Here is an 18,140-nt window from a genome sequence, read left to right as displayed (position 1 = left end):
ACTGGGTCTAGGCCTCGCTGCGGCAGCGAAGAAGGAGGCTGCGCGTCATGATGGGTCCACAGTAGCCCGGCGCCTCACGAACGACCTCCCGGTCGTCACGTCGTGAGACGCACCCGCCGCCCCGAACGCGCACGGGGTCGTGCTCAGGCCCGGCCCCGGGCCGCGAACGCGACGGCCGTGACGTCGAACGGCCCGTCCCCCAGCCGCTCGCGGCAGGTCGCACGGAGCTGCTCGCGGCGTGCGGGCTCCAGGGCGGCGATCACCTCACCCACCGGTCCGACCCCGCGGAGGTAGGGCTCCCACCACTCCTCGAACGTCGGGTGGGTGACGGTCACCGGCATCTCGGTGCCCTCGACCTCGCGCAGGCCCGCGCCCTCCAGGAGCTGCACGAGCTCGCCGGACGCCCCAGCAGGGATGGGCCCCTCGCCCGGGTGGTCGGGGTCCACCTCGGCCAGGGCCGCCCAGATCGGGGCCATCGGCTCGCGACTGCCCGCCAGGTCCCAGGTGGTCGCGCCGACCCAGCCGCCGGGGCGGGTCACCCGGGCCATCTCGGCGAGGCCGCCGATCGGGTCGGACATGAAGTGGACGACCAGGCAGGAGCCGGCGACGTCGAAGGAGTCGGCGTCGTACGGCAGCGACTCCGCGGTGCCCTGGCGGACGTCGACCCCGGGGAAGCGGGAGCGGCACGCCTCCACGAACGGCGGCGAGGGATCCACCGCCGCGACGTGCTCGGCACCCAGGCGCTCGACGAGGTGCCCGGTCAGAGCGCCCGGACCGCACCCGACGTCGACGGCCCGCTGGCCGCCGGTCACCTCGAGCCAGTCCGCCAGGGTGGCTGCGAGGGGCCGCGAGTAGCGGCCCATGAACCGGTCGTACGCCTCGCCCGCCACCTCGAACGTCATGCCTGGCGACGCTACTCCTCGACGGCGCCGGCCGGCGAGCTCCGGGTCGTCGGACACGAACTCGGCCGCCTCGACCACCCGCTGCGGAGCCGTCACCTCCATGAACCGGACCTCGACCACGTCGCGGTTGTCGCCCGACTTGCCGCGCCGGACCGGGTCGTCGTACGTCAGGACCATCCGGTAGCCACCGCCCGGCCGCGGGTCGAACCACTCGACCGCGGCCGACATGCCGGCCGGCGGCAGCCACGCGGCCCGGGCGTCGGCATCGACCAGCGCGGCGAACACGGCCCCGGGCGGAGCCGGCACGACCCGGTGTGCCTCGTCGACGCGCTCCACGACCACGATCGTAGGCCCCTCACCCGGGGGTTAGCCTCGGCCCATGGCCCGCCTGCTCGTCGTCCACCACTCCCCCACGCCGTTGGTGCGCAGCCTGGCCGACGCCGTGCTCGCCGGCGCCCGGGACGAGGAGATCACCGGTGTGGAGGTGGTCGAGCGGGAGGCCCTGGCGGCCACCGGCGAGGACGTGCTGGCGGCCGACGGCTACCTGCTGGGCACGACGGCCAACTTCGGCTACATGTCGGGCGCGCTCAAGCACTTCTTCGACACGATCTTCCTCGAGGCCGGTGGGGCGCTGACCGCCGACGGCTCCGCGTCCGGCGGGTCCGGGGGGCGGCGCCCGTTCGGGCTGTGGGTGCACGGTCGCTACGACACCACCGGTGCGGTGCGGTCGGTGGAGTCCATCGTCGGTGCGCTGCCCTGGCGGCAGGCCGCACCGGTGCTCGAGGTCGTCGGCGAGGTGGGAGACGACGAGCGCGAAGCGGCGTACGAGCTCGGCGGTACGATCGCCGCGCTGCTGAGCGAGTGAACGGACGGGACACCATGGCGCACCGCGGGATCGGCGTCGCCGTCCTCCTCGCCGCCCTGGCGCTCGCCGGGTGCACCGACGACGGGGGCTCCCCGGAGCCGGCCTCGCCCTCGACCTCGCCGTCCTCGACCGAGCCCGCCGCCTCGCCCTCGCCGACCGCGGTCGTGTCCCCTGAGCGACCGACCCGGGACGGCTGCCACCTCCTGACGTACGAGGAGGCGATCGCACCCGTGGTCGCCGGCACCGACGTGCCCTGCGGGCAGCGCCACACCTCGCAGACCTACCGGGTCGGGCGGCTCGACCTGGTCGAGGACGGCCACCTGCGTGCCGTCGACTCCCCCGACGTCCAGGCCGACGTCGCACGCACCTGCACCACCCTGCTCGGCCCGCACGTGGGCGGGTCGGTCGAGGACCGGCGCCTGAGCATGGTGCAGGCCGTGTGGTTCACCCCGTCGGTGGAGGACGCTGCGGCCGGGGCCGACTGGCTGCGCTGCGACGTCGTGGTCCTCGCCTCCGCGGGCGAGCTGCTGCCCCTCCCGCGCACGTCCCGTGGGCTGGTCGGCTCCTCGGACCGCTTCGCCATGTGCAGCACCGCGGAGCCGGGGGCGGCGGCGTTCTTCCGGGTCCCGTGCGGGGTCGGGACCCACGCGTGGCGGGCGATCTCGACGGTCGACCTGCCGGGGTCGGCGTACCCCACGGCCGCCCGGGCGGCCGCCCGGATGGAGTCGGCGTGCCGCTCCGCCGCGCGGGCCCGTGCCGACGACCCGCTCGACTTCACCTGGTCGGAGGAACGCCCGACCGAGGCCCAGTGGGAGTCGGGCCAGCGGTACGGCATCTGCTGGGTGCCGGACTGAGCACACTCGGCACCGCCTCCAGGACAAACGGGTTGGTCCCGACGCCGCACATTTGCAAGGGTCGACCCATGGCGACCATCGAGCGGCTCGGGCCCGACGACTGGCAGGACTTCCGGGAGATCCGTCTGCGCGCGCTCGCCGACGCGCCCACCGCCTTCGGCATGACGCTCGCCGACGTCGAGGCGCAATCCGAGGACGCGTGGCAGGGCCGTCTGCGGCAGGGCGACCCGATCCTGGCCGTGCGCGAGGACGACCGCCTCGTCGCCATGGGTGCCGGCTGGCTCCCGCCCGACGAGCCCGACCGGATGATGGTGTGGGGCATGTGGACCGCGCCGGAGGCACGGGGTCGCGGCTACGCCCGCGTCCTGCTGGACCGGCTCGTCGACCATGCCCGCGCACGGGGGGCCCGCACCGTGGAGCTGCACGTCACCGAGGGCAACGACATCGCGCGCCGGCTGTACGAGGACTGCGGTTTCCTCGCCACCGGCGAGTGGACGCCGCTGCGTGAGGGCTCGCGCCTGCGCATCGAGCTGCTGCGCCTGGTCACGTCGTCCCGGAGGTGACGGGCAGGCTCAGAAGCCGAGCTTGCGCAGCTGGCGCGGGTCGCGCTGCCAGTCCTTGGCGATCTTGACGTGCAGGTCGAGGTAGACCGGGGTCCCGAGCAGGGCCACGATCTGCTCGCGGGCGGCGGTCCCGACCTCGCGCAGGCGGGCGCCCTTGTGCCCGATCATGATCCCCTTCTGCGAGTCGCGCTCGACGTAGAGGTTGGCGTAGATGTCGAGCAGCGGCTTGTCGGCGTCGCGGCCCTCGCGGAGGTTCATCTCCTCCACCACGACGGCGATCGAGTGCGGCAGCTCGTCGCGGACCCCCTCGAGGGCGGCCTCGCGGATCAGCTCGGCGACCAGGATCTCCTCGGGCGCGTCGGTGAGGTCACCGTCCGGGTAGAGCGGCGGTCCCTCCGGCAGCATCCCGAGCAGCAGGTCGGACAGCAGGTCGACCTGGGAGCCGGACACGGCCGACACGGGGACGATCTCGGCCCACTCGGTGTCGGTCTCGGTGCCCAGGGCCGCGATGTCCAGCAGGTGCTGCCCGAGCTGCTCGGGGGTGACGAGGTCGGTCTTGGTGGCCACCGCGACCTTGATCGTGCGGCGCACCTTGCCGAGCTCCTTGACGATGAACCGGTCGCCGGGACCGATCTTCTCGTTGGCCGGGAAGCAGACCGCCACCACGTCGACCTCGGCCCAGGTGGTCTTGACGAGGTCGTTGAGCCGCTCGCCCAGCAGGGTGCGCGGGCGGTGCAGGCCGGGGGTGTCGACCAGGATGAGCTGTCCGTCGGGCCGGTGGACGATGCCGCGCACGACGGTGCGGGTCGTCTGCGGCTTCGAGGACGTGATGACGACCTTGGTGCCGACCAGGGCGTTGGTGAGCGTCGACTTGCCGGCGTTGGGCCGGCCGACGAAGCTGGCGAAGCCGCTGCGGAATCCCTCCGGGCGGGTGCCGTAGACCGGTCCTGCCGGCTCGATGCCGCGGACGTCGAAGTCCTTGTCGTGCTCGTTGCTCATGCGGTGCTCTCTCGCGCTGCGTCGTAGTCGGCCCAGATCTGGTCATCACTCTTCCCTGCCGCCTTGCCGGCGCGCCAGATGGGTCCCGGATCGACGGCTCGAGGCTGCCGCTTCTGGCCGCCGCCGCGCCAGTAGCCCATGACGTCGTACGCCGACGACGGCAGCGCACGCTCGCGCATCAGGTGCTTGCGGATCGTCCGCATCTGCGCGGACTCCCCCGCCATCCAGAAGTAGCCGTCACCCTCCGGCCAGTCGATCGCGGCGACCACGTCCGCGGTCGCCGTCTCGACACCCTCCGGCGGTGTCGTCCAGGTGACGTCGCCGGCCACGTAGTCGCGGATCGGCTCGTCGGGCGTCTCCACCCAGGCGGTCACGGGCACCGAGGTGCTCTCCATGATCCGCGCGATGGCCGGGAGCGCGGTCAGGTCGCCGACCAGGAGCAGCCAGGCGGCGTCGACCGGCATGTCGAAGGACCCCCGAGGGGCGCTCACCGTCACGGTGTCGCCGACGCAGTCGGTCGTGGCCCACTCGGTGACCAGACCGGTCTCGTGGACGACCACGTCGAGGACGAGCTCGCCGTCGGCCCACGAGCGCACGGTGTAGTAGCGGATCTGGAACTGGCCCGGGACGGTCAGCGCCACCCACTCGTCGGGCACGCCGGTCGAGGTGAAGCCGGCCAGCCCGGGACCGCCCAGCACCAGGCGCACGAAGTGCGAGGAGAGCTGCTCGCGTCGCAGGACGTCCGCGTCGTACACAGCTGCTCGGGTGCTCACCCGGACAGGCTATCCGCGTTCCTCCGGCTCACCGGGGGCGCCCGTCACCAGTCGGGGCGCATCGGGAAGGAGGACCGGCCGTCGTCGTGGTTGCGCGTGGCCAGCACGTGGTGCAGCTCGACCTCGTCACGCTCGAAGCCCACCCTCGAGCCGGCCATGTAGATCCCCCACACGCGCGCCGTCCCCTCCCCCACCTCGGCGACGCACTCGTCCCAGTGCTCGGCGAGGTTGCCGTTCCAGTCGGCCAGCGTGCGGGCGTAGTGCAGGCGCAGGTTCTCGGTGTGCTGCACCTCGAGCCCGGCGTCCTGGGCGGCGGCGACGATGGTGCCCGACCCGATGAGCTCGCCGTCGGGGAAGACGTAACGGTCGATGAACGCCCCCGTCACCTGGCGCTTGTTGTGGTTGCGGGTGATGCAGTGGTTGAGCAGCCGTCCGCCGGGCCGGAGCCGGTCGCGCAGGTGGGCGAAGTACGCCGGGTAGTTGCGCACCCCGACGTGCTCCAGCAGGCCGATCGAGCTCACCGCGTCGAAGCCGGTCTCCAGGACGTCGCGGTAGTCGAGGTGGCGCACCTCGGCCAGGTCGCCGAGCCCCTCGAGGTCGATCGCCTCCTTGGCCCACTGCGCCTGCTCGAGGGACAGCGTGACGCCCAGCGCGCGTACGCCGTACTCGCGCGCCGCGTGGCGCACCATCCCGCCCCAGCCGCACCCGACGTCGAGCAACCGCTGCCCCGGCTGCAGGGCCAGCTTGCGGCAGACCAGGTCGAACTTCTCGGCCTGCGCCTCCTCCAGCGTCGCGTCCGGGGTGGGGTACAGCGCGCAGGTGTAGGCCATCGACGGCCCCAGCACCCGCTCGTAGAAGCGGTTGGAGACGTCGTAGTGCCGCGCGATCACCCCGGCGTCACGGGTCATGGAGTGCCGCAGCCCCTCCACCGCGCGGCGCCACCGCGGCAGGTGCTCCTGCGGCGGCGGGGGCGGCGGGCGCAGGTGCGAGAGCCCGAGGCCCCGGGCGATCGCGAACGCCTCCGACGGCGGCGGCACCCGGAACCGGGTGTGGTCCTTGAGCAGCACGAGCAGGTCGTACGGATCACCGGGGTGGACGCCGGTCAGGTCGAGGTCCCCGCTCACGTAGGCCCGGGCCAGCCCGAGGTCTCCGGGTGCGGTCATCAGGTGGGCGAGCCCTCGTTCGGTCCGCAGGTGCAGCCCGATGGCCGCGTCCGGTGGCCCCGCGCTGCTGCCGTCGTACGCCGTGAAGCGCACGGGCATCCCGTCGCGCATGAGCCTGCCCACCGCGGCCCCGATGGGCATCTGTCGTGTGCCGGTCATCGTCCACCCACCACCTTGTCGAAGAGATCGGTCATCCGGCCGTCAGGGTCGTGCACCGACCGGACCCGGGCGAGGTTGGCCCCGTCGTAGAGCCGGTCGAAGTCGTCGCGCTCGTAGAAGGCCTCGGAGTAGAGGCTCTTGTGGCCGCCCAGCTCGGCGACCTTCGCCTCGATGGCCCGGTTGCGGGGGGCGTCCGGTGCCTCCGGGCCCACGGCGACGCTGCCCCAGAAGCCGACGTTGACGTACGTCGTCCCGGCGGTCAGCGGGTAGGTCGGCCAGGGCCGCTCGGCGTCGGTGCGCCGCAGCCGCAGCGGGCACAGCCACACCGGACGCATCCCGATCTCGGCGTCGAACCAGCCCAGGAACTCGGCCAGCCGGTCGACCGGGACCTCGACGTCCTGCACCACCCGCTCACCCTGCGGGCGGCCGGCCCGCCGGTCGAGCCGGTCGCCGATGCCGAACCGACGGTCCAGGGCGACGAGCCGCCAGTAGACGTCGGAGCGGCGCAGGCGCCGCGGCCAGAGGCGGCGTACGACGGGGTGCTGGGCCCCGAAGGCCTGCGAGCACCAGAACCAGTCGGTGTCCCAGCGCCACAGGTAGTCGTGGATCGTCAGCCGGTCCACGGATCGCTGCTGCAGCGAGCGGTAGAAGACCTGCTGGCCGGCGTAGTCGCTGGTCGGCCCCGGCTCGTCGGTCCAGCGGGCGAGGGTGAGGTAGAGCTCCCCGGGGGCGAAGGCCACACCGTCGAGACCGTCGACCTGCTCGCCGTCCCAGGTGCGCTCGGCCACGATCCGCGCCACCGCCGCGGCGAGCTCGGCGGCGTCGCTGAAGCGCACGTGCCTCAGGGCGACGTAGGCCGGGACGCGCTCGAGCTCGATCCGCAACCGGGTGGCGTAGCCCAGGGAGCCGTAGGAGTTGGGGAAGGCGTCGAAGAGGTCGTCGCCGGGCTTGGTGGTGACGATGTCCCCCGCGCCGGTGAGGACGTCCATCTCCAGGACCGACTCGTGGGGCAGCCCGCGGCGGAAGCTGGTCGACTCGATCCCCAACCCGGTCACCGCACCGCCCAGGGTGATGGTGCGCAGCTGCGGGACAACGTACGGGATGAGGCCGTGCTGGAGGGTGACCTCGACCAGGTGCTCGTAGGTGCACATGCCCTGCACCTCGGCGACGTCGCCGTCGACCTCGATGACGTCGACGAGTCCCGAGACGTCGAGGCCGGGCGCCGTCGTGTGGCGGGCGCGGAAGAGGTTGGAGGTCTGCTTGGCCAACCGTACCTGCGCACCCGGGGGCAGCGCGGCGTAGGAGCTCATCAGCCTCGCCACGCCGGTCAGGTGTCGGTCGCGACCGATCGCCGTGCGCACGCAGGACACGGTAGCGATCAGCACGGACACCGGACAGTGCCTTTGGTATGACGTTCAGGTGACCAGCGTGTTGCCCACCGTGCCGCGCGGATCGCCCACGTGGACCGGGACATCGGCCCCGGCGAACTCGCGTACGACGGCCAGCTCGGGCGGCGCGTCGCTCTCGGTCAGCACCACCCCCGCCTCCAGGCCCCGCGAGCCCGACGAGACGGCCATGGCCACGCACACCTCGAGCGCGGTCAGGGACATCGAGGGCAGGACCACGCTCGCCGCCGCGTAGGTGCGGCCGTCGAGGTCGCGGACCGCCGCGCCCTCGGCGGCGCCGGTGCGGGCCCGGGTGCTCCGGGCGAGGGTCACCAGCTTGGCGTCCTCGGCGGACAGGTCGGGGTCAGTCATCGTCGCGCTCCTCGTCGTCGGCGTCGGCCTCGCGCATGGACACCGGCGCCACCAGCACGGTGCCGATCTTGTTGCGGCGACCCGAGACCCGCTCGGCCTCGAAGCGCAGCCCGTGCGCCTCGACGACGGAGCCCGGGATGGGCACCCGGCCCAGCTGCTTGGCCATCAGGCCGCCGACGCTGTCGACGTCCTCGTCGTGCACCGAGACGCCGACCAGCTCGTCGAGGTCGTCGACGGGGTAGCGCGAGGAGACCCGGTAGGTGCCGTCCTCGAGATACTCGACGTCGGTCTCCTCCTCGTCGTACTCGTCGGTGATCTCGCCGACGATCTCCTCGAGGACGTCCTCGATGGTGATCAGCCCGGCGGTGCCGCCGTACTCGTCGACCACGACTGCGATGTGCTGGCGACGTGCCTGCAGCTCGGTGAGCAGCGCGTCGACCGGCTTGGACTCCGGCACCCAGTGGACGGGCCGCATGACCTCGTCGACGCGCTGCGTGAACTCCACGTCGGGCTGCTCGAAGTCACGACGGACGAGGTCCTTGAGGTAGGCGATGCCCACGATGTCGTCGAGGTTCTCCCCCACCACCGGCACGCGCGAGAAGCCGCTGCGCAAGAAGAGCGACATGGTCTGCCGCAGGTTCTTGTGGCGCTCGATGTAGACCACGTCGGTGCGCGGCACCATCACCTCGCGGGCGATCGTGTCGCCGAGCTCGAAGACCGAGTGGATCATCTTGCGCTCGCCGGACTCGATCACCGCCGACGCCTCGGCCAGGTCCACCAGCTCGCGCAGCTCGGTCTCGGTCGAGAACGGTCCCTCACGGAAGCCCTTGCCGGGCGTGATCGCGTTGCCGAGCAGGATCAGCAGCTGCGGGATCGGGCCCAGGATGCTGGTGACGAAGGACAGCGGGCCCGCCGACACGGTCGCGACCGTCTGGTCGTGCTGACGACCCACCGTGCGGGGGGCCACCCCGATGACCACGAACGAGACGAGCAGCATGGCGCCCACACTGGTGAGGTACGCCGGCCAGAAGTCGCCGTTGTAGAGGTCGTGGACCCACAGCGCGACGAGCACGATGGCCGCGGTCTCGCACAGCAGCCGCAGCAGCAGCGCGGTGTTGAGGTAGCGCGCGGGGTCGTCGAGGATCGTCAGCAGGCGCCGGGAGCCCGAGGCACCCTCCGCGACCAGCTCCTCGGCACGGGCGCGGGAGAACCCGCCGATGGCGGCGTCGGCCGCGGAGAAGAGGCCGGCCAGCACGACCAGCGCGGCTGCCACCAGGAGCAGCCAGATGTCGCCGATCACTGCGTCGGACCAGGGGCCGAGGCCCGCCACTCCTCCAGGAGCTCGGCCTGCAGGCCGAACATCTCCTCGTGCTCGTCCGGCTCGGCGTGGTCGTAGCCGAGGAGGTGGAGGATGCCGTGCACGGTGAGCAGCTCGATCTCGGCGACGGTGCCATGACCGGCCTCCGCACCCTGGCGCTCGGCCACGCTCGGGCACAGCACGAGGTCGCCGAGCACGCCCTCCTCGGGCTCCTCGTTGACCTTGCCGGGGCGCAGCTCGTCCATCGGGAACGCGAGTACGTCGGTGGGACCGTCCTTGTCCATCCACTGCGCGTTGAGCAGCGCGATGGTGTCCTCGTCGACGGCCTTGATGCACAGCTCGGCGAGCGGGTGGACGCGCATCCTGTCCAGCACGAAGCGCGACAGCGTCGAGAGGCGACGGACGTCGAGCTCCTGCTCGGACTCGTTGAGGACCTCGATGCTCATCGGTTGGTCCCCCTCGGTCGCGAGTCGCGCGAGTGCGGGGCGGGCTGCTGGGCGTCGAAGGCGTCGTACGCCGCGACGATGCGGCCCACGAGCCGGTGCCGCACCACGTCGTGGGACGTGAGGCGGTTGAACACGACGTCCTCGACCCCGTCGAGGATGCCCTCGACCACGCGGAGGCCGGACTGGACCCCGTTGGGCAGGTCGACCTGGGTGACGTCACCGGTGACGACGATCTTGGAGCCGAAGCCGAGGCGGGTGAGGAACATCTTCATCTGCTCCGGCGAGGTGTTCTGCGCCTCGTCGAGGATGATGAACGCGTCGTTGAGGGTGCGCCCGCGCATGTAGGCCAGCGGGGCGACCTCGATGGTCCCGGCCGCCAGCAGCTTGGGGATCGTCTCCGGGTCGAGCATGTCGTGCAGCGCGTCGTACAACGGGCGCAGGTAGGGGTCGATCTTCTCCGACAGGGTGCCGGGGAGGAAGCCGAGCCGCTCGCCGGCCTCGACCGCGGGACGGGTCAGGATGATGCGGCTGACGTCCTTGGCCTGCAGGGCCTGCACGGCCTTGGCCATCGCCAGGTAGGTCTTGCCGGTGCCGGCCGGGCCGATCCCGAAGGTGATCGTGTGCTTGTCGATCGAGTCGACGTAGCGCTTCTGGTTGAGCGTCTTGGGCCTGATCGTGCGGCCGCGGTTGCTCAGGATGTTGAGGGACAGGACGTCGGCGGGGCGCTCGGTCGTCTCGGCGCGCATCATCGAGATGATCCGCTCGACCGTCTCGGCGGTGACGCCCTGGCCGGTGCGGATGATGGTCACGATCTCGTCGAGCAGGCGCTCGGCGAGGGCGACCTCGGCGGGCTCACCGGTGAGGGTGATGCGGTTGCCGCGGACGTGGACGTCGGCGGAGAACGCGCGCTCGATGAGGCCGAGGTGCTCGTCGCCGGGGCCGAGGACACTGACCATGTCGATGCTGTTGGGCACGACGACGGTGTGGGAGGGGTATGGAGTCTCAGTCATGGGTGGCTCCAWGCTACCGAGCGGGACCGACACCGCCCACCGAGAACCCCTGCGGACGTACGGTGTCCCCATGCCGGGTCCCGACCACGACGTCCACGAGTGGTACGACGAGGATCCCGACGACCACGACGACGACACCGCCCCGATGTGGTTCGCGGGCCAGCACCTGCCCGAGGACGCCCGCCGCATGGGGCTGACCCACCACACCATCGAGGGCGCGCTCCTCGACTTCGGCGGCCGCCTCGACGCCTCGAAGCCGTGGCACCGGGTCACCGCGTGGGCGCTGCTCGTGGTCTTCGGGATGCCGGTGGTCTTCGCCGTGCTGAGGCTGCGCTACCTCTTCTGAGGCCCGTTCAGGGCGTGCTGACCTGGAGCATCCCCAGGCACATCTCGTCCGTGGTGCCCTCGCCCCACACGACGTACCGGTCGGGCTGGCCCTCGAAGGACGGCAGCTGGTCGCGCAGCCACTGCACGTGCTTGCAGGTGACCTTCACGGTGTCACCCGGCTGCAGTGAGACCGGGTCGATGTCGCGCGCCCCCTGGTCGTCGAAGTCCCAGACGGGGATGTCGAGGACCGTCTTCTCGCGGTCGGTACCGGGGTTGGTGACGACGCTGATCTCCCGACCCAGCAGGTGCATGTGCCCGCCGGCCGCGTGGATCGTGATCGGCTCGTGCACGGTGCGCGTGCAGCTCTGCACCTGGCCGGGATCGGGCTCGCCGCCGCAGAGCAGGTACAGCACGTTGGCGGTGCGGGCCCCCTCGGCGCCGAAGCGCTGCAGCACGTCCATCATCGCGGCGTCGCGGTCGCACAGCGGCCCATCGGCGTATGCCGCCCGGCAGGGCAGCTCGACCGGGGCCGGCAGCAGCATCGTGTGCAGCTCGGTCATGTCGCGTGTGCCGGGCGCGAGGCGCAGCTGGGCCGCCGACGTGTCCGGCTGGGTGCCGGCCAGGAGGTTGTAGTGGACCTRCATGACGATCCGGGACCCCTGGGCGAGACGCACGCCGTAGCCGGGCTTGCGGACCGACTCCTTGCCGCCCGGCGCCCACGCGCCGATCCACGCGGCGTCGTCGACGTCCTGGAAGGCGTCGAGACCGGTGCCGCCGAAGCAGGTCCAGCCCTCCCCGTCGTCCTGGGCGTCCTGCTCCTCCGCGGCGGCAACCTGGTCGGCCGGGACCTGGAACAGGATCACGTGGTGGACGACCTCGGGGTTGCCGGGCTGCACGGTGGTGCCGGTGAGCCAGGTGTCGCGGTCGAGCTCGGGGTCGAGCAGGAAGCAGCGGTAGTCGTCGGTGCCCGTGCCGTACGGCGCGGAGGGGGTGTACGCCGCGGGCATGCTGAGGGTCTCGCGCCTCTCCCCCTTGCGCAGCGGCACCTCCGCAGCCGGCTCGGCGCCCGCGTGGCCGTCGTGCCCGGTCGCCGTCCCTGCGGACGCCTCGTTCGTGGCGGTGTCGGTGGCCTGGTGACCGGCCGGGTGGTCACCGGACGTCGACGAGCAGCCCGCCAGGACGAGCACGGCGCCAGCGAGGGCGGCCACGAGCCGGCGGCTCATCCGGGCGGCCACTGGAGCGAACGCCCGCCGAGGACGTGCAGGTGGGCGTGGAAGACGGTCTGGCCGGCCCCGGCCCCGGTGTTGAAGACGGCCCGGTAGCCGTCGGTGATGCCTTCCCGGTCGGCCACGTCGGCGGCGGCCCGCACGACGTCGGCCAGACCGGACGGCTCGTGGTGCGCCAGCTCGGCGGCGTCGGCGTAGTGGCTGCGCGGGACCACCAGCACGTGGGTCGGGGCCTGCGGGTTGATGTCGCGGAACGCGACGGTCGTCTCGTCGGCGCGCACGATGTCAGCAGGGACGTCACCGGCCACGATCTTGCAGAACAGGCAGTCGTCGGGACGATCGGGCGCGGTCATGGGCCCAGCGTAAGTCCGCCGTCCCCGGCGTGTAACCGATTCGTGGCGTCGTACGTCCCACTAGCGTGAAAAGCATGCGCACCACTTCCCTGGCCCTGTACGCCACGCTCACCCTCGGGCTGGCCTCGGGCCTGTCCGCCTGCTCCGACGACGCCCCGTCCGCCGACGACCAGGCGCCCGCCGGCGCCTCCGCGACCGACTCCGCGACCGACTCCGCGACCGACTCGACCACGCAGGAGCCGACCGGCGAGCCCAGCCAGTCCGACTCCGCCGGCACCGGCGACGACTCGGGCGGGGCCTCCGGGTCAGCCGTGCCCGTCTACTACGTGGGCGACACCCCGCAGGGACCGCGCCTGTTCCGCGAGTTCCAGCAGGTCTCCGGGGACCCGCTGCTCGGGGCGGCGGAGCTGGTGGACGGCGGCACCCCCCTCGACCCGGACTACCGCACCGAGTGGCCCGACGTGGGCATCGAGAGCGTCCAGGCCACCGACGGCGTGCTGCTCGTGACCATCCCCGGCGACGGCTTCACCGACCGGCCCGACGGCATGTCCAAGAACTCGGCCCGGCTCGCCGTCCAGCAGCTCGTCCACACGCTCCAGGGCGTCCAGCAGGAGCGGGTGCCGGTGCAGGTGCAGCGCACGGGCAGCGACCCGGTCCTCTTCGGCATCAGCACCGAGAAGCCCTTCACCAACGCCCCGGCGCTCGAGGTCTCGAGCCTCGTCAACGTCACCTCCCCCGCCCAGGGCGCGACGGTGGAGGGCGACACCCTCGAGGCGAGCGGAGTGGCGTCCTCGTTCGAGGCCACCGTGCCGTGGGAGATCTCCCAGGGCGACGAGGTCGTCCTCGACGGCTTCGCGACCGCCTCGGGGTGGATGGACAAGCTCTACCCCTGGGCGGCGTCCATCGACGTCTCGACCCTGGAGCCGGGCGACTACACCTTCGTCGCCCGCACCGAGGACGCCTCCGGGGGCGCCGAGGGTGCCGGTCCGCACGAGGACAGCAAGGACTTCACCCTGCGCTGATCGGGCGCTCGAGCCCGCCCGGTCATCGCCACCGGTCGGTACGCGCGAGCAGCGCGGCGACCGCGACGACGCCGGCGGTCGACGTACGCAGCACCTCGTCACCGAGGCGGACGGTGACGGCGCCGGCGGACTCGAGCAGCGCCAGCTCGTCGGGGGCGATGCCCCCCTCGGGGCCGACCACGACCACGATCCGTCCCGCGGCCGGGACCTCCACCCCCGCCAGCGGTGTCGTGGCGTCCTCGTGGAGCACCACGGCCAGGTCGGCGTCGGCGACCAGGTCGCGAACGGCGTCGGTCGAGGCCAGGGGGGTCACCGTCGGCAGCCAGGAGCGGCGGGACTGCTTGCCGGCCTCCCGGGCCGTCGCCTGCCACTTCGCGTGCGACTTCAACGCACGCTCGCCCTTCCACACCGCGACCGAGCGGGCGGCGGCCCAGGGCACGACCACGTCGACACCCACCTCGGTGAGGACCTCGACGGCGAGCTCGCCGCGGTCGCCCTTCGGGAGCGCCTGCACCACGGTGAAGGCCGGCGCTGGTCGGCCCACGGACGCGACCGAGCCCACCTCGACGCCGAAGACGCGCTTGCCCGTCGTGGTGACCGAGCCGGTGACCGAGCGACCCTCGCCGTCGGTCAGCACCACCTGCTCACCGACGCGCAGTCGGCGTACGGCCACGGCGTGGTGGGCCTCGTCACCGGTCACCTCGACGAGCGCGCCGACGGCGACGCCCTCGAGCGACGGGACCAGGTGGACGGGGAGGCTCATGGGATCAGCGGTGTCGGATCAGTTCTGCCGGATCAGTGCTGCCGGATCAGTGCTGGTTGAAGGCGTCGCGCAACCGACCGAACATCGACTTGTGCGCCGCGTGGACCGCGCCGTCCGGCGACTCCTCGCCGCGGATCTCGGCGAGCTCGCGGAGCAGCTCCTCCTGGCGCTCGTCGAGACGCGTCGGGGTGTCGACGACCACGGTGACGATGAGGTCGCCGCGACCGCCACGCAGGCCCGGGACGCCGAACCCGCGCAGCACGTGCTCGCTGCCGGACTGGGTGCCGGGCTTGATCTCCAGGTCGTAGTCGGTGCGGACCTCGGAGTCCTCGTCGGTCTCCAGGTCGGCCTCGAGCAGCGGCAGGGTCAGCGTCGTGCCGAGCGCGGCCGCGGTCATCGGCAGCRTCACCGTGCAGTGCAGGTCGTTGCCGTGGCGCGTGAAGGTCGGGTGCGCGTCGACGTGGATCTCGACGTAGAGGTCTCCGGKAGGGCCGCCGCCGGGACCGACCTCGCCCTGGTCGCTGAGCTGCACGCGGGTGCCGTGGTCGACCCCGGCCGGGATCTTGACCGTGAGGCTGCGGCGCGACCGCACGCGACCGTCGCCCGAGCACTCGCGGCAGGGGTCGGGGATGATCTGGCCGAAGCCGCGGCAGGCCGCGCACGGGCGCAGGGTGCGGATCTCGCCCAGGAACGAGCGCTGCACCTGGGCGACCTCACCGGCGCCGCGGCAGGTCTCGCAGGTGACGGGCTTGGTGCCGGGCGAGGCGCCGTCGCCGTGGCAGGTCGAGCAGACGACCGCGGTGTCGACCTTCAGGTCCTTGGTCGTGCCGAAGGCCGCCTCCGCGAGCTCGACGTCGAGGCGGATCAGGGCGTCCTGCCCGCGGCGCATCCGCTGACGCGGACCACGACCCTGGCCACCGCCGCCGGCACCGGGGGCGCCGCCCCCGAAGAACGCGTCCATGATGTCGGTGAACGAGAAGCCCTGGCCCTGGCCGAATCCCGACGCGCCGCCACCGAAGGGGTCGCCGCCGCGGTCGTACGCCGACCGCTTCTGCGGGTCGGAGAGGACCTCGTAGGCGCGGGACACCTCCTTGAACTTCTCCTGCGTCGCCGGGTCCGGGTTGACGTCCGGGTGGAGCTGGCGGGCGAGGCCCCGGTAGGCCTTCTTGATGGCAGCCGCGTCCGCGTCACGGGAGACGCCGAGCAGCTCGTAGAGGTCCTGGGTCACTGGTGTCCTTCGTCGAGGATCCGGGAGACGTACCGTGCGACGGCGCGCACGGCAGCCATGGATCCGGGGTAGTCCATGCGGGTGGGGCCCACCACGCCGAGCGTGGCGAAGGCCTGGTCTGCGGGGCCGTAGCCGGTGGCCACGACACTGGTCGAGGAGAGTTGCGTGTAGGGCCCCTCGTGGCCGATGCGCACCGTCACCGAGTCGCCGGAGGTGGCCTCACCGAGGAGCTTGAGCAGCACCACGTGCTCCTCGAGCGCCTCGAGCAACGGCCGGACGGCGGTGTCGAAGTTGTCGCCGAAGCGCGCCAGGTTGGCCGCTCCGCCGACCGCCACCCGCTCGTCGCTGCGGTGGTCGGACATCGCCTCGGCCAGGGCCGTGACGACGTCACGGGTGAGGGCGGCCGTGTCGGGAGCGACCTCGTCGGGAAGACGTCCGAGGGCGGCCGCAGCATCGGCGATCCGCTCCCCCGCCGCCGCCCGGTTGACCCGGGTGCGCACGTCGGCGAGCTGCTCGTCGGTGAGCCCGGCACCGAGCTCGACGAGCCGCTGCTCGACCCGCCCGGTGCTGAGGATGAGGATCACCATCACCCGGGTCGGTGTCAGCGAGACGAGCTCGACGTGACGCACCGTGCTGCGCGAGAGGGTGGGGTACTGCACGATCGCGACCTGGCGGGTGAGCTGGCTCAGCAGCCGCACCGAGCGGCGTACGACGTCGTCGAGGTCGACCGCACCGTCGAGCAGGGTGGTGATCGCCCTCCGCTCGGCCGCGCTCATGGGCTTGACGCCGGTCAGCCGGTCGACGAAGAGCCGGTAGCCCTTGTCCGTCGGCACGCGCCCGGCACTGGTGTGCGGCTGGTGGATGAAGCCCTCGTCCTCCAGGGCGGCCATGTCGTTGCGCACCGTCGCCGGCGAGACGCCCAGGCTGTGACGCTCGACCAGGGCCTTGGAGCCCACGGGCTCCTCGGTCGCGACGTAGTCCTCCACGATCGCGCGGAGGACGGCGAGCCTGCGGTCCTCGACCATCGCGTCCTCCTCTCCTCGTCCGGGCCACCTGCCCTCGGGTCCTACGAGCACCGTGTCTGGCACTCGCTGAGCATGAGTGCCAAGCCTACTAGGGTCGCTCCCATGACTGACACCAGCGAGACGTCGATCGTCGAGATCGCCCCACGCGTGTGGGTGGCGCACCACGAGTGGATGCACGTCAACATCACCCTGGTGGGTGGCTCCGACGGTCTCGTCATGATCGACACGCACGGCTCGGCACGCGCCGCGCGCGAGGTCTCCGACGTCGTACGGCGTCTCGGCGCCGGTCCGGTGACGGCACTCGTCAACACCCACGACCACTGGGACCACTGGTTCGGCAACGACGTGATGGTGTCCGACGTCGGCGAGGTGCCGATCCACGCCACCGAGTTCGCGGTCGAGCAGATGGAGCGGGCCGGAGCGCGGCCCGATCCCGGACAGTTCCGCGGGCGGCCCCGGGAGGAGGAGATCCTCGCCACGGCGCTGCGACCCGCCACCCGCGCCTTCTCCTCGGCCATCGTCCTCGACCTCGGCGACCGGGCGGTCGAGCTGATCCACCCGGGACGCGGCCACACGGCCGGCGACCTGGTGGTGCGCGTGCCGGACGCCGACGTGATGGTCGCCGGCGACCTCGTCGAGGAGTCCGACAAGCCCTTCATCGGCGACGACTCGTTCCCGCTGGAGTGGCCGCTCACCCTCGACCTGGTGCTGGGGCTGACGACGGACGACACCGTGGTGGTCCCCGGGCACGGGCGCGTCGTGGACAAGGACTACGTGCAGGAGCAGCGCACCGAGCTCGGCATCATCGCCGAGACGATCCGCGACCTCGCCGGCCGGGGCATCCCCGTCGGCCGCGCCCTCGATGAGGGCGAGTGGCCGTGGGACGAGAAGCTGCTCACCTCGGCGGTGCGGCTCGGCTACGAGCACCTGCCCCGGAGCCAGAAGCGCCTTCCGCTCATCTGAACCTCTGTAGGGGGGTGTACGGGCGACCCGGACCTGGCGTAGGAACGACGCATGACCGAATCCAGCGATCTCCCCCAGGCCAGCGCGACCACCAGCGAGGCCGATGCCGACCACGAGGGCGGCAGCAAGTCCCCCGACGAGCAGCAGCTCGCGGGTGTCTCCGACGACCAGCTCCCCGAGGACCTCCAGCCGGGCGAGGACAACCCGCTCGCGGAGCCCCTCGACCCCGACGACGAGGCGACCAAGGACGCGGACGAGCTCGGCATGGACGACACGCAGGACGACACGACCGGCACCTACGAGTCCTCGGGCGAGACCCCCAGCACCGAGACGTCCGGCAGCGGGGACGACGAGACCGACCCAGAGTCCGTCAGCGGCGACGGTGCCCAGGGTGCCGGCATCACCGGCTGACCCGCTGTCCCCG

Annotated in this window: 21 protein-coding genes; 7 read left to right on the top strand and 14 right to left on the bottom strand. The window is 72.3% G+C overall.

The genetic code is table 11. The features are described from left to right. Positions 1-143 precede the first annotated feature (143 nt). Positions 144-1,238 carry a methyltransferase domain-containing protein gene (locus tag AC1DQF_RS12550; protein WP_477525553.1) on the bottom strand — a complete coding sequence of 365 codons (1,095 nt, stop codon included), beginning with the start codon at positions 1,236-1,238 and terminating at the stop codon, positions 144-146. A gap of 43 nt (positions 1,239-1,281) precedes the next feature. Between AC1DQF_RS12550 and AC1DQF_RS12545 the strand changes: the two genes are divergently transcribed. From AC1DQF_RS12545 to AC1DQF_RS12535, 3 genes are all read left to right on the top strand, one after another. After that, the gene (locus AC1DQF_RS12545; RefSeq protein ID WP_477525552.1) at positions 1,282-1,767 is read left to right on the top strand and encodes a flavodoxin family protein; all 486 of its coding nucleotides are present in this window, start codon (positions 1,282-1,284) and stop codon (positions 1,765-1,767) included. Between the two features lie 14 nt (positions 1,768-1,781). Next, on the top strand, positions 1,782-2,621 hold the full coding sequence (locus tag AC1DQF_RS12540) for a septum formation family protein (protein WP_477525551.1): 840 nt from the start codon (positions 1,782-1,784) through the stop codon (positions 2,619-2,621). Positions 2,622-2,689: 68 nt separating this feature from the next. Next, complete coding sequence (locus AC1DQF_RS12535; RefSeq protein WP_477525550.1) at positions 2,690-3,184, top strand: GNAT family N-acetyltransferase; 495 nt, start codon at positions 2,690-2,692, stop codon at positions 3,182-3,184. A 9-nt stretch (positions 3,185-3,193) separates the two neighbouring features. On the opposite strand, the gene era is transcribed toward AC1DQF_RS12535, so the two are convergent. The 8 genes from era to AC1DQF_RS12495 are packed head-to-tail and all read right to left on the bottom strand — an operon-like array spanning position 3,194 to position 10,809. Beyond that, complete coding sequence (gene era / locus AC1DQF_RS12530) at positions 3,194-4,183, bottom strand: GTPase Era (protein WP_477525549.1); 990 nt, start codon at positions 4,181-4,183, stop codon at positions 3,194-3,196. Next, positions 4,180-4,956, bottom strand: a complete 777-nt coding sequence (locus AC1DQF_RS12525; RefSeq protein WP_477525548.1) for a siderophore-interacting protein — start codon at positions 4,954-4,956, stop codon at positions 4,180-4,182. The genes era and AC1DQF_RS12525 overlap by 4 nt, the downstream gene beginning before the upstream one ends. A gap of 44 nt (positions 4,957-5,000) precedes the next feature. Then, positions 5,001-6,278: a class I SAM-dependent methyltransferase gene (locus AC1DQF_RS12520; RefSeq protein ID WP_477525547.1), complete on the bottom strand. Its 1,278-nt coding sequence runs from the start codon at positions 6,276-6,278 to the stop codon at positions 5,001-5,003. Further along, a complete protein-coding gene (locus AC1DQF_RS12515) occupies positions 6,275-7,639 on the bottom strand; it encodes an FAD-binding oxidoreductase (protein ID WP_477525546.1) in 1,365 nt (454 codons plus the stop codon). The genes AC1DQF_RS12520 and AC1DQF_RS12515 overlap by 4 nt, the downstream gene beginning before the upstream one ends. A gap of 54 nt (positions 7,640-7,693) precedes the next feature. Beyond that, on the bottom strand, positions 7,694-8,035 hold the full coding sequence (locus AC1DQF_RS12510; protein ID WP_477525545.1) for a cytidine deaminase: 342 nt from the start codon (positions 8,033-8,035) through the stop codon (positions 7,694-7,696). After that, the gene (locus tag AC1DQF_RS12505) at positions 8,028-9,332 is read right to left on the bottom strand and encodes a hemolysin family protein (protein ID WP_477525570.1); all 1,305 of its coding nucleotides are present in this window, start codon (positions 9,330-9,332) and stop codon (positions 8,028-8,030) included. Before AC1DQF_RS12505 ends, AC1DQF_RS12510 begins: the two co-directional genes overlap by 8 nt. Then, positions 9,332-9,799 carry an rRNA maturation RNase YbeY gene (gene ybeY / locus AC1DQF_RS12500; protein WP_477525544.1) on the bottom strand — a complete coding sequence of 156 codons (468 nt, stop codon included), beginning with the start codon at positions 9,797-9,799 and terminating at the stop codon, positions 9,332-9,334. Before ybeY ends, AC1DQF_RS12505 begins: the two co-directional genes overlap by 1 nt. Continuing rightward, complete coding sequence (locus tag AC1DQF_RS12495; RefSeq protein ID WP_457207730.1) at positions 9,796-10,809, bottom strand: PhoH family protein; 1,014 nt, start codon at positions 10,807-10,809, stop codon at positions 9,796-9,798. The genes ybeY and AC1DQF_RS12495 overlap by 4 nt, the downstream gene beginning before the upstream one ends. 70 nt (positions 10,810-10,879) lie before the next feature. Between AC1DQF_RS12495 and AC1DQF_RS12490 the strand changes: the two genes are divergently transcribed. Then, entirely contained in the window at positions 10,880-11,155 is a 276-nt protein-coding gene (locus tag AC1DQF_RS12490; protein WP_477525543.1) for a hypothetical protein, read from the top strand. Positions 11,156-11,162: 7 nt separating this feature from the next. Here the strand turns inward: AC1DQF_RS12490 and AC1DQF_RS12485 are convergent, their stop codons facing one another. Together AC1DQF_RS12485 and AC1DQF_RS12480 are read right to left on the bottom strand one after the other, a co-directional pair. After that, the gene (locus tag AC1DQF_RS12485; RefSeq protein ID WP_477525542.1) at positions 11,163-12,359 is read right to left on the bottom strand and encodes a hypothetical protein; all 1,197 of its coding nucleotides are present in this window, start codon (positions 12,357-12,359) and stop codon (positions 11,163-11,165) included. Further along, positions 12,356-12,715 carry a histidine triad nucleotide-binding protein gene (locus AC1DQF_RS12480; protein WP_477525541.1) on the bottom strand — a complete coding sequence of 120 codons (360 nt, stop codon included), beginning with the start codon at positions 12,713-12,715 and terminating at the stop codon, positions 12,356-12,358. The genes AC1DQF_RS12485 and AC1DQF_RS12480 overlap by 4 nt, the downstream gene beginning before the upstream one ends. A gap of 74 nt (positions 12,716-12,789) precedes the next feature. On the opposite strand from AC1DQF_RS12480, the gene AC1DQF_RS12475 reads away from it, so the two are divergent. Continuing rightward, on the top strand, positions 12,790-13,737 hold the full coding sequence (locus AC1DQF_RS12475; protein ID WP_477525540.1) for a Gmad2 immunoglobulin-like domain-containing protein: 948 nt from the start codon (positions 12,790-12,792) through the stop codon (positions 13,735-13,737). A 22-nt stretch (positions 13,738-13,759) separates the two neighbouring features. Here AC1DQF_RS12475 and AC1DQF_RS12470 read toward each other — a convergent pair whose 3' ends face one another. Genes AC1DQF_RS12470 through hrcA form a run of 3 tightly spaced genes read right to left on the bottom strand, consistent with a single transcriptional unit; the run spans position 13,760 to position 16,753 of the window. Further along, a complete protein-coding gene (locus AC1DQF_RS12470; RefSeq protein WP_477525539.1) occupies positions 13,760-14,500 on the bottom strand; it encodes a 16S rRNA (uracil(1498)-N(3))-methyltransferase in 741 nt (246 codons plus the stop codon). A gap of 46 nt (positions 14,501-14,546) precedes the next feature. Continuing rightward, on the bottom strand, positions 14,547-15,728 hold the full coding sequence (dnaJ, locus tag AC1DQF_RS12465; protein WP_477525538.1) for a molecular chaperone DnaJ: 1,182 nt from the start codon (positions 15,726-15,728) through the stop codon (positions 14,547-14,549). After that, positions 15,725-16,753, bottom strand: coding sequence for a heat-inducible transcriptional repressor HrcA (gene hrcA / locus AC1DQF_RS12460; protein WP_477525537.1), 1,029 nt, complete (start codon positions 16,751-16,753; stop codon positions 15,725-15,727). The genes dnaJ and hrcA overlap by 4 nt, the downstream gene beginning before the upstream one ends. A gap of 102 nt (positions 16,754-16,855) precedes the next feature. On the opposite strand from hrcA, the gene AC1DQF_RS12455 reads away from it, so the two are divergent. Together AC1DQF_RS12455 and AC1DQF_RS12450 are read left to right on the top strand one after the other, a co-directional pair. Beyond that, complete coding sequence (locus tag AC1DQF_RS12455) at positions 16,856-17,716, top strand: MBL fold metallo-hydrolase (protein ID WP_477525536.1); 861 nt, start codon at positions 16,856-16,858, stop codon at positions 17,714-17,716. A 51-nt stretch (positions 17,717-17,767) separates the two neighbouring features. Further along, on the top strand, positions 17,768-18,127 hold the full coding sequence (locus tag AC1DQF_RS12450) for a hypothetical protein (protein ID WP_477525535.1): 360 nt from the start codon (positions 17,768-17,770) through the stop codon (positions 18,125-18,127). Positions 18,128-18,140: the final 13 nt, after the last annotated feature.

This window comes from Nocardioides sp. P4_G4 (genome assembly GCF_056401085.1).
Note: the sequence above shows the minus strand (reverse complement) of the source record. Positions and strands in the feature narration are given on the sequence as shown.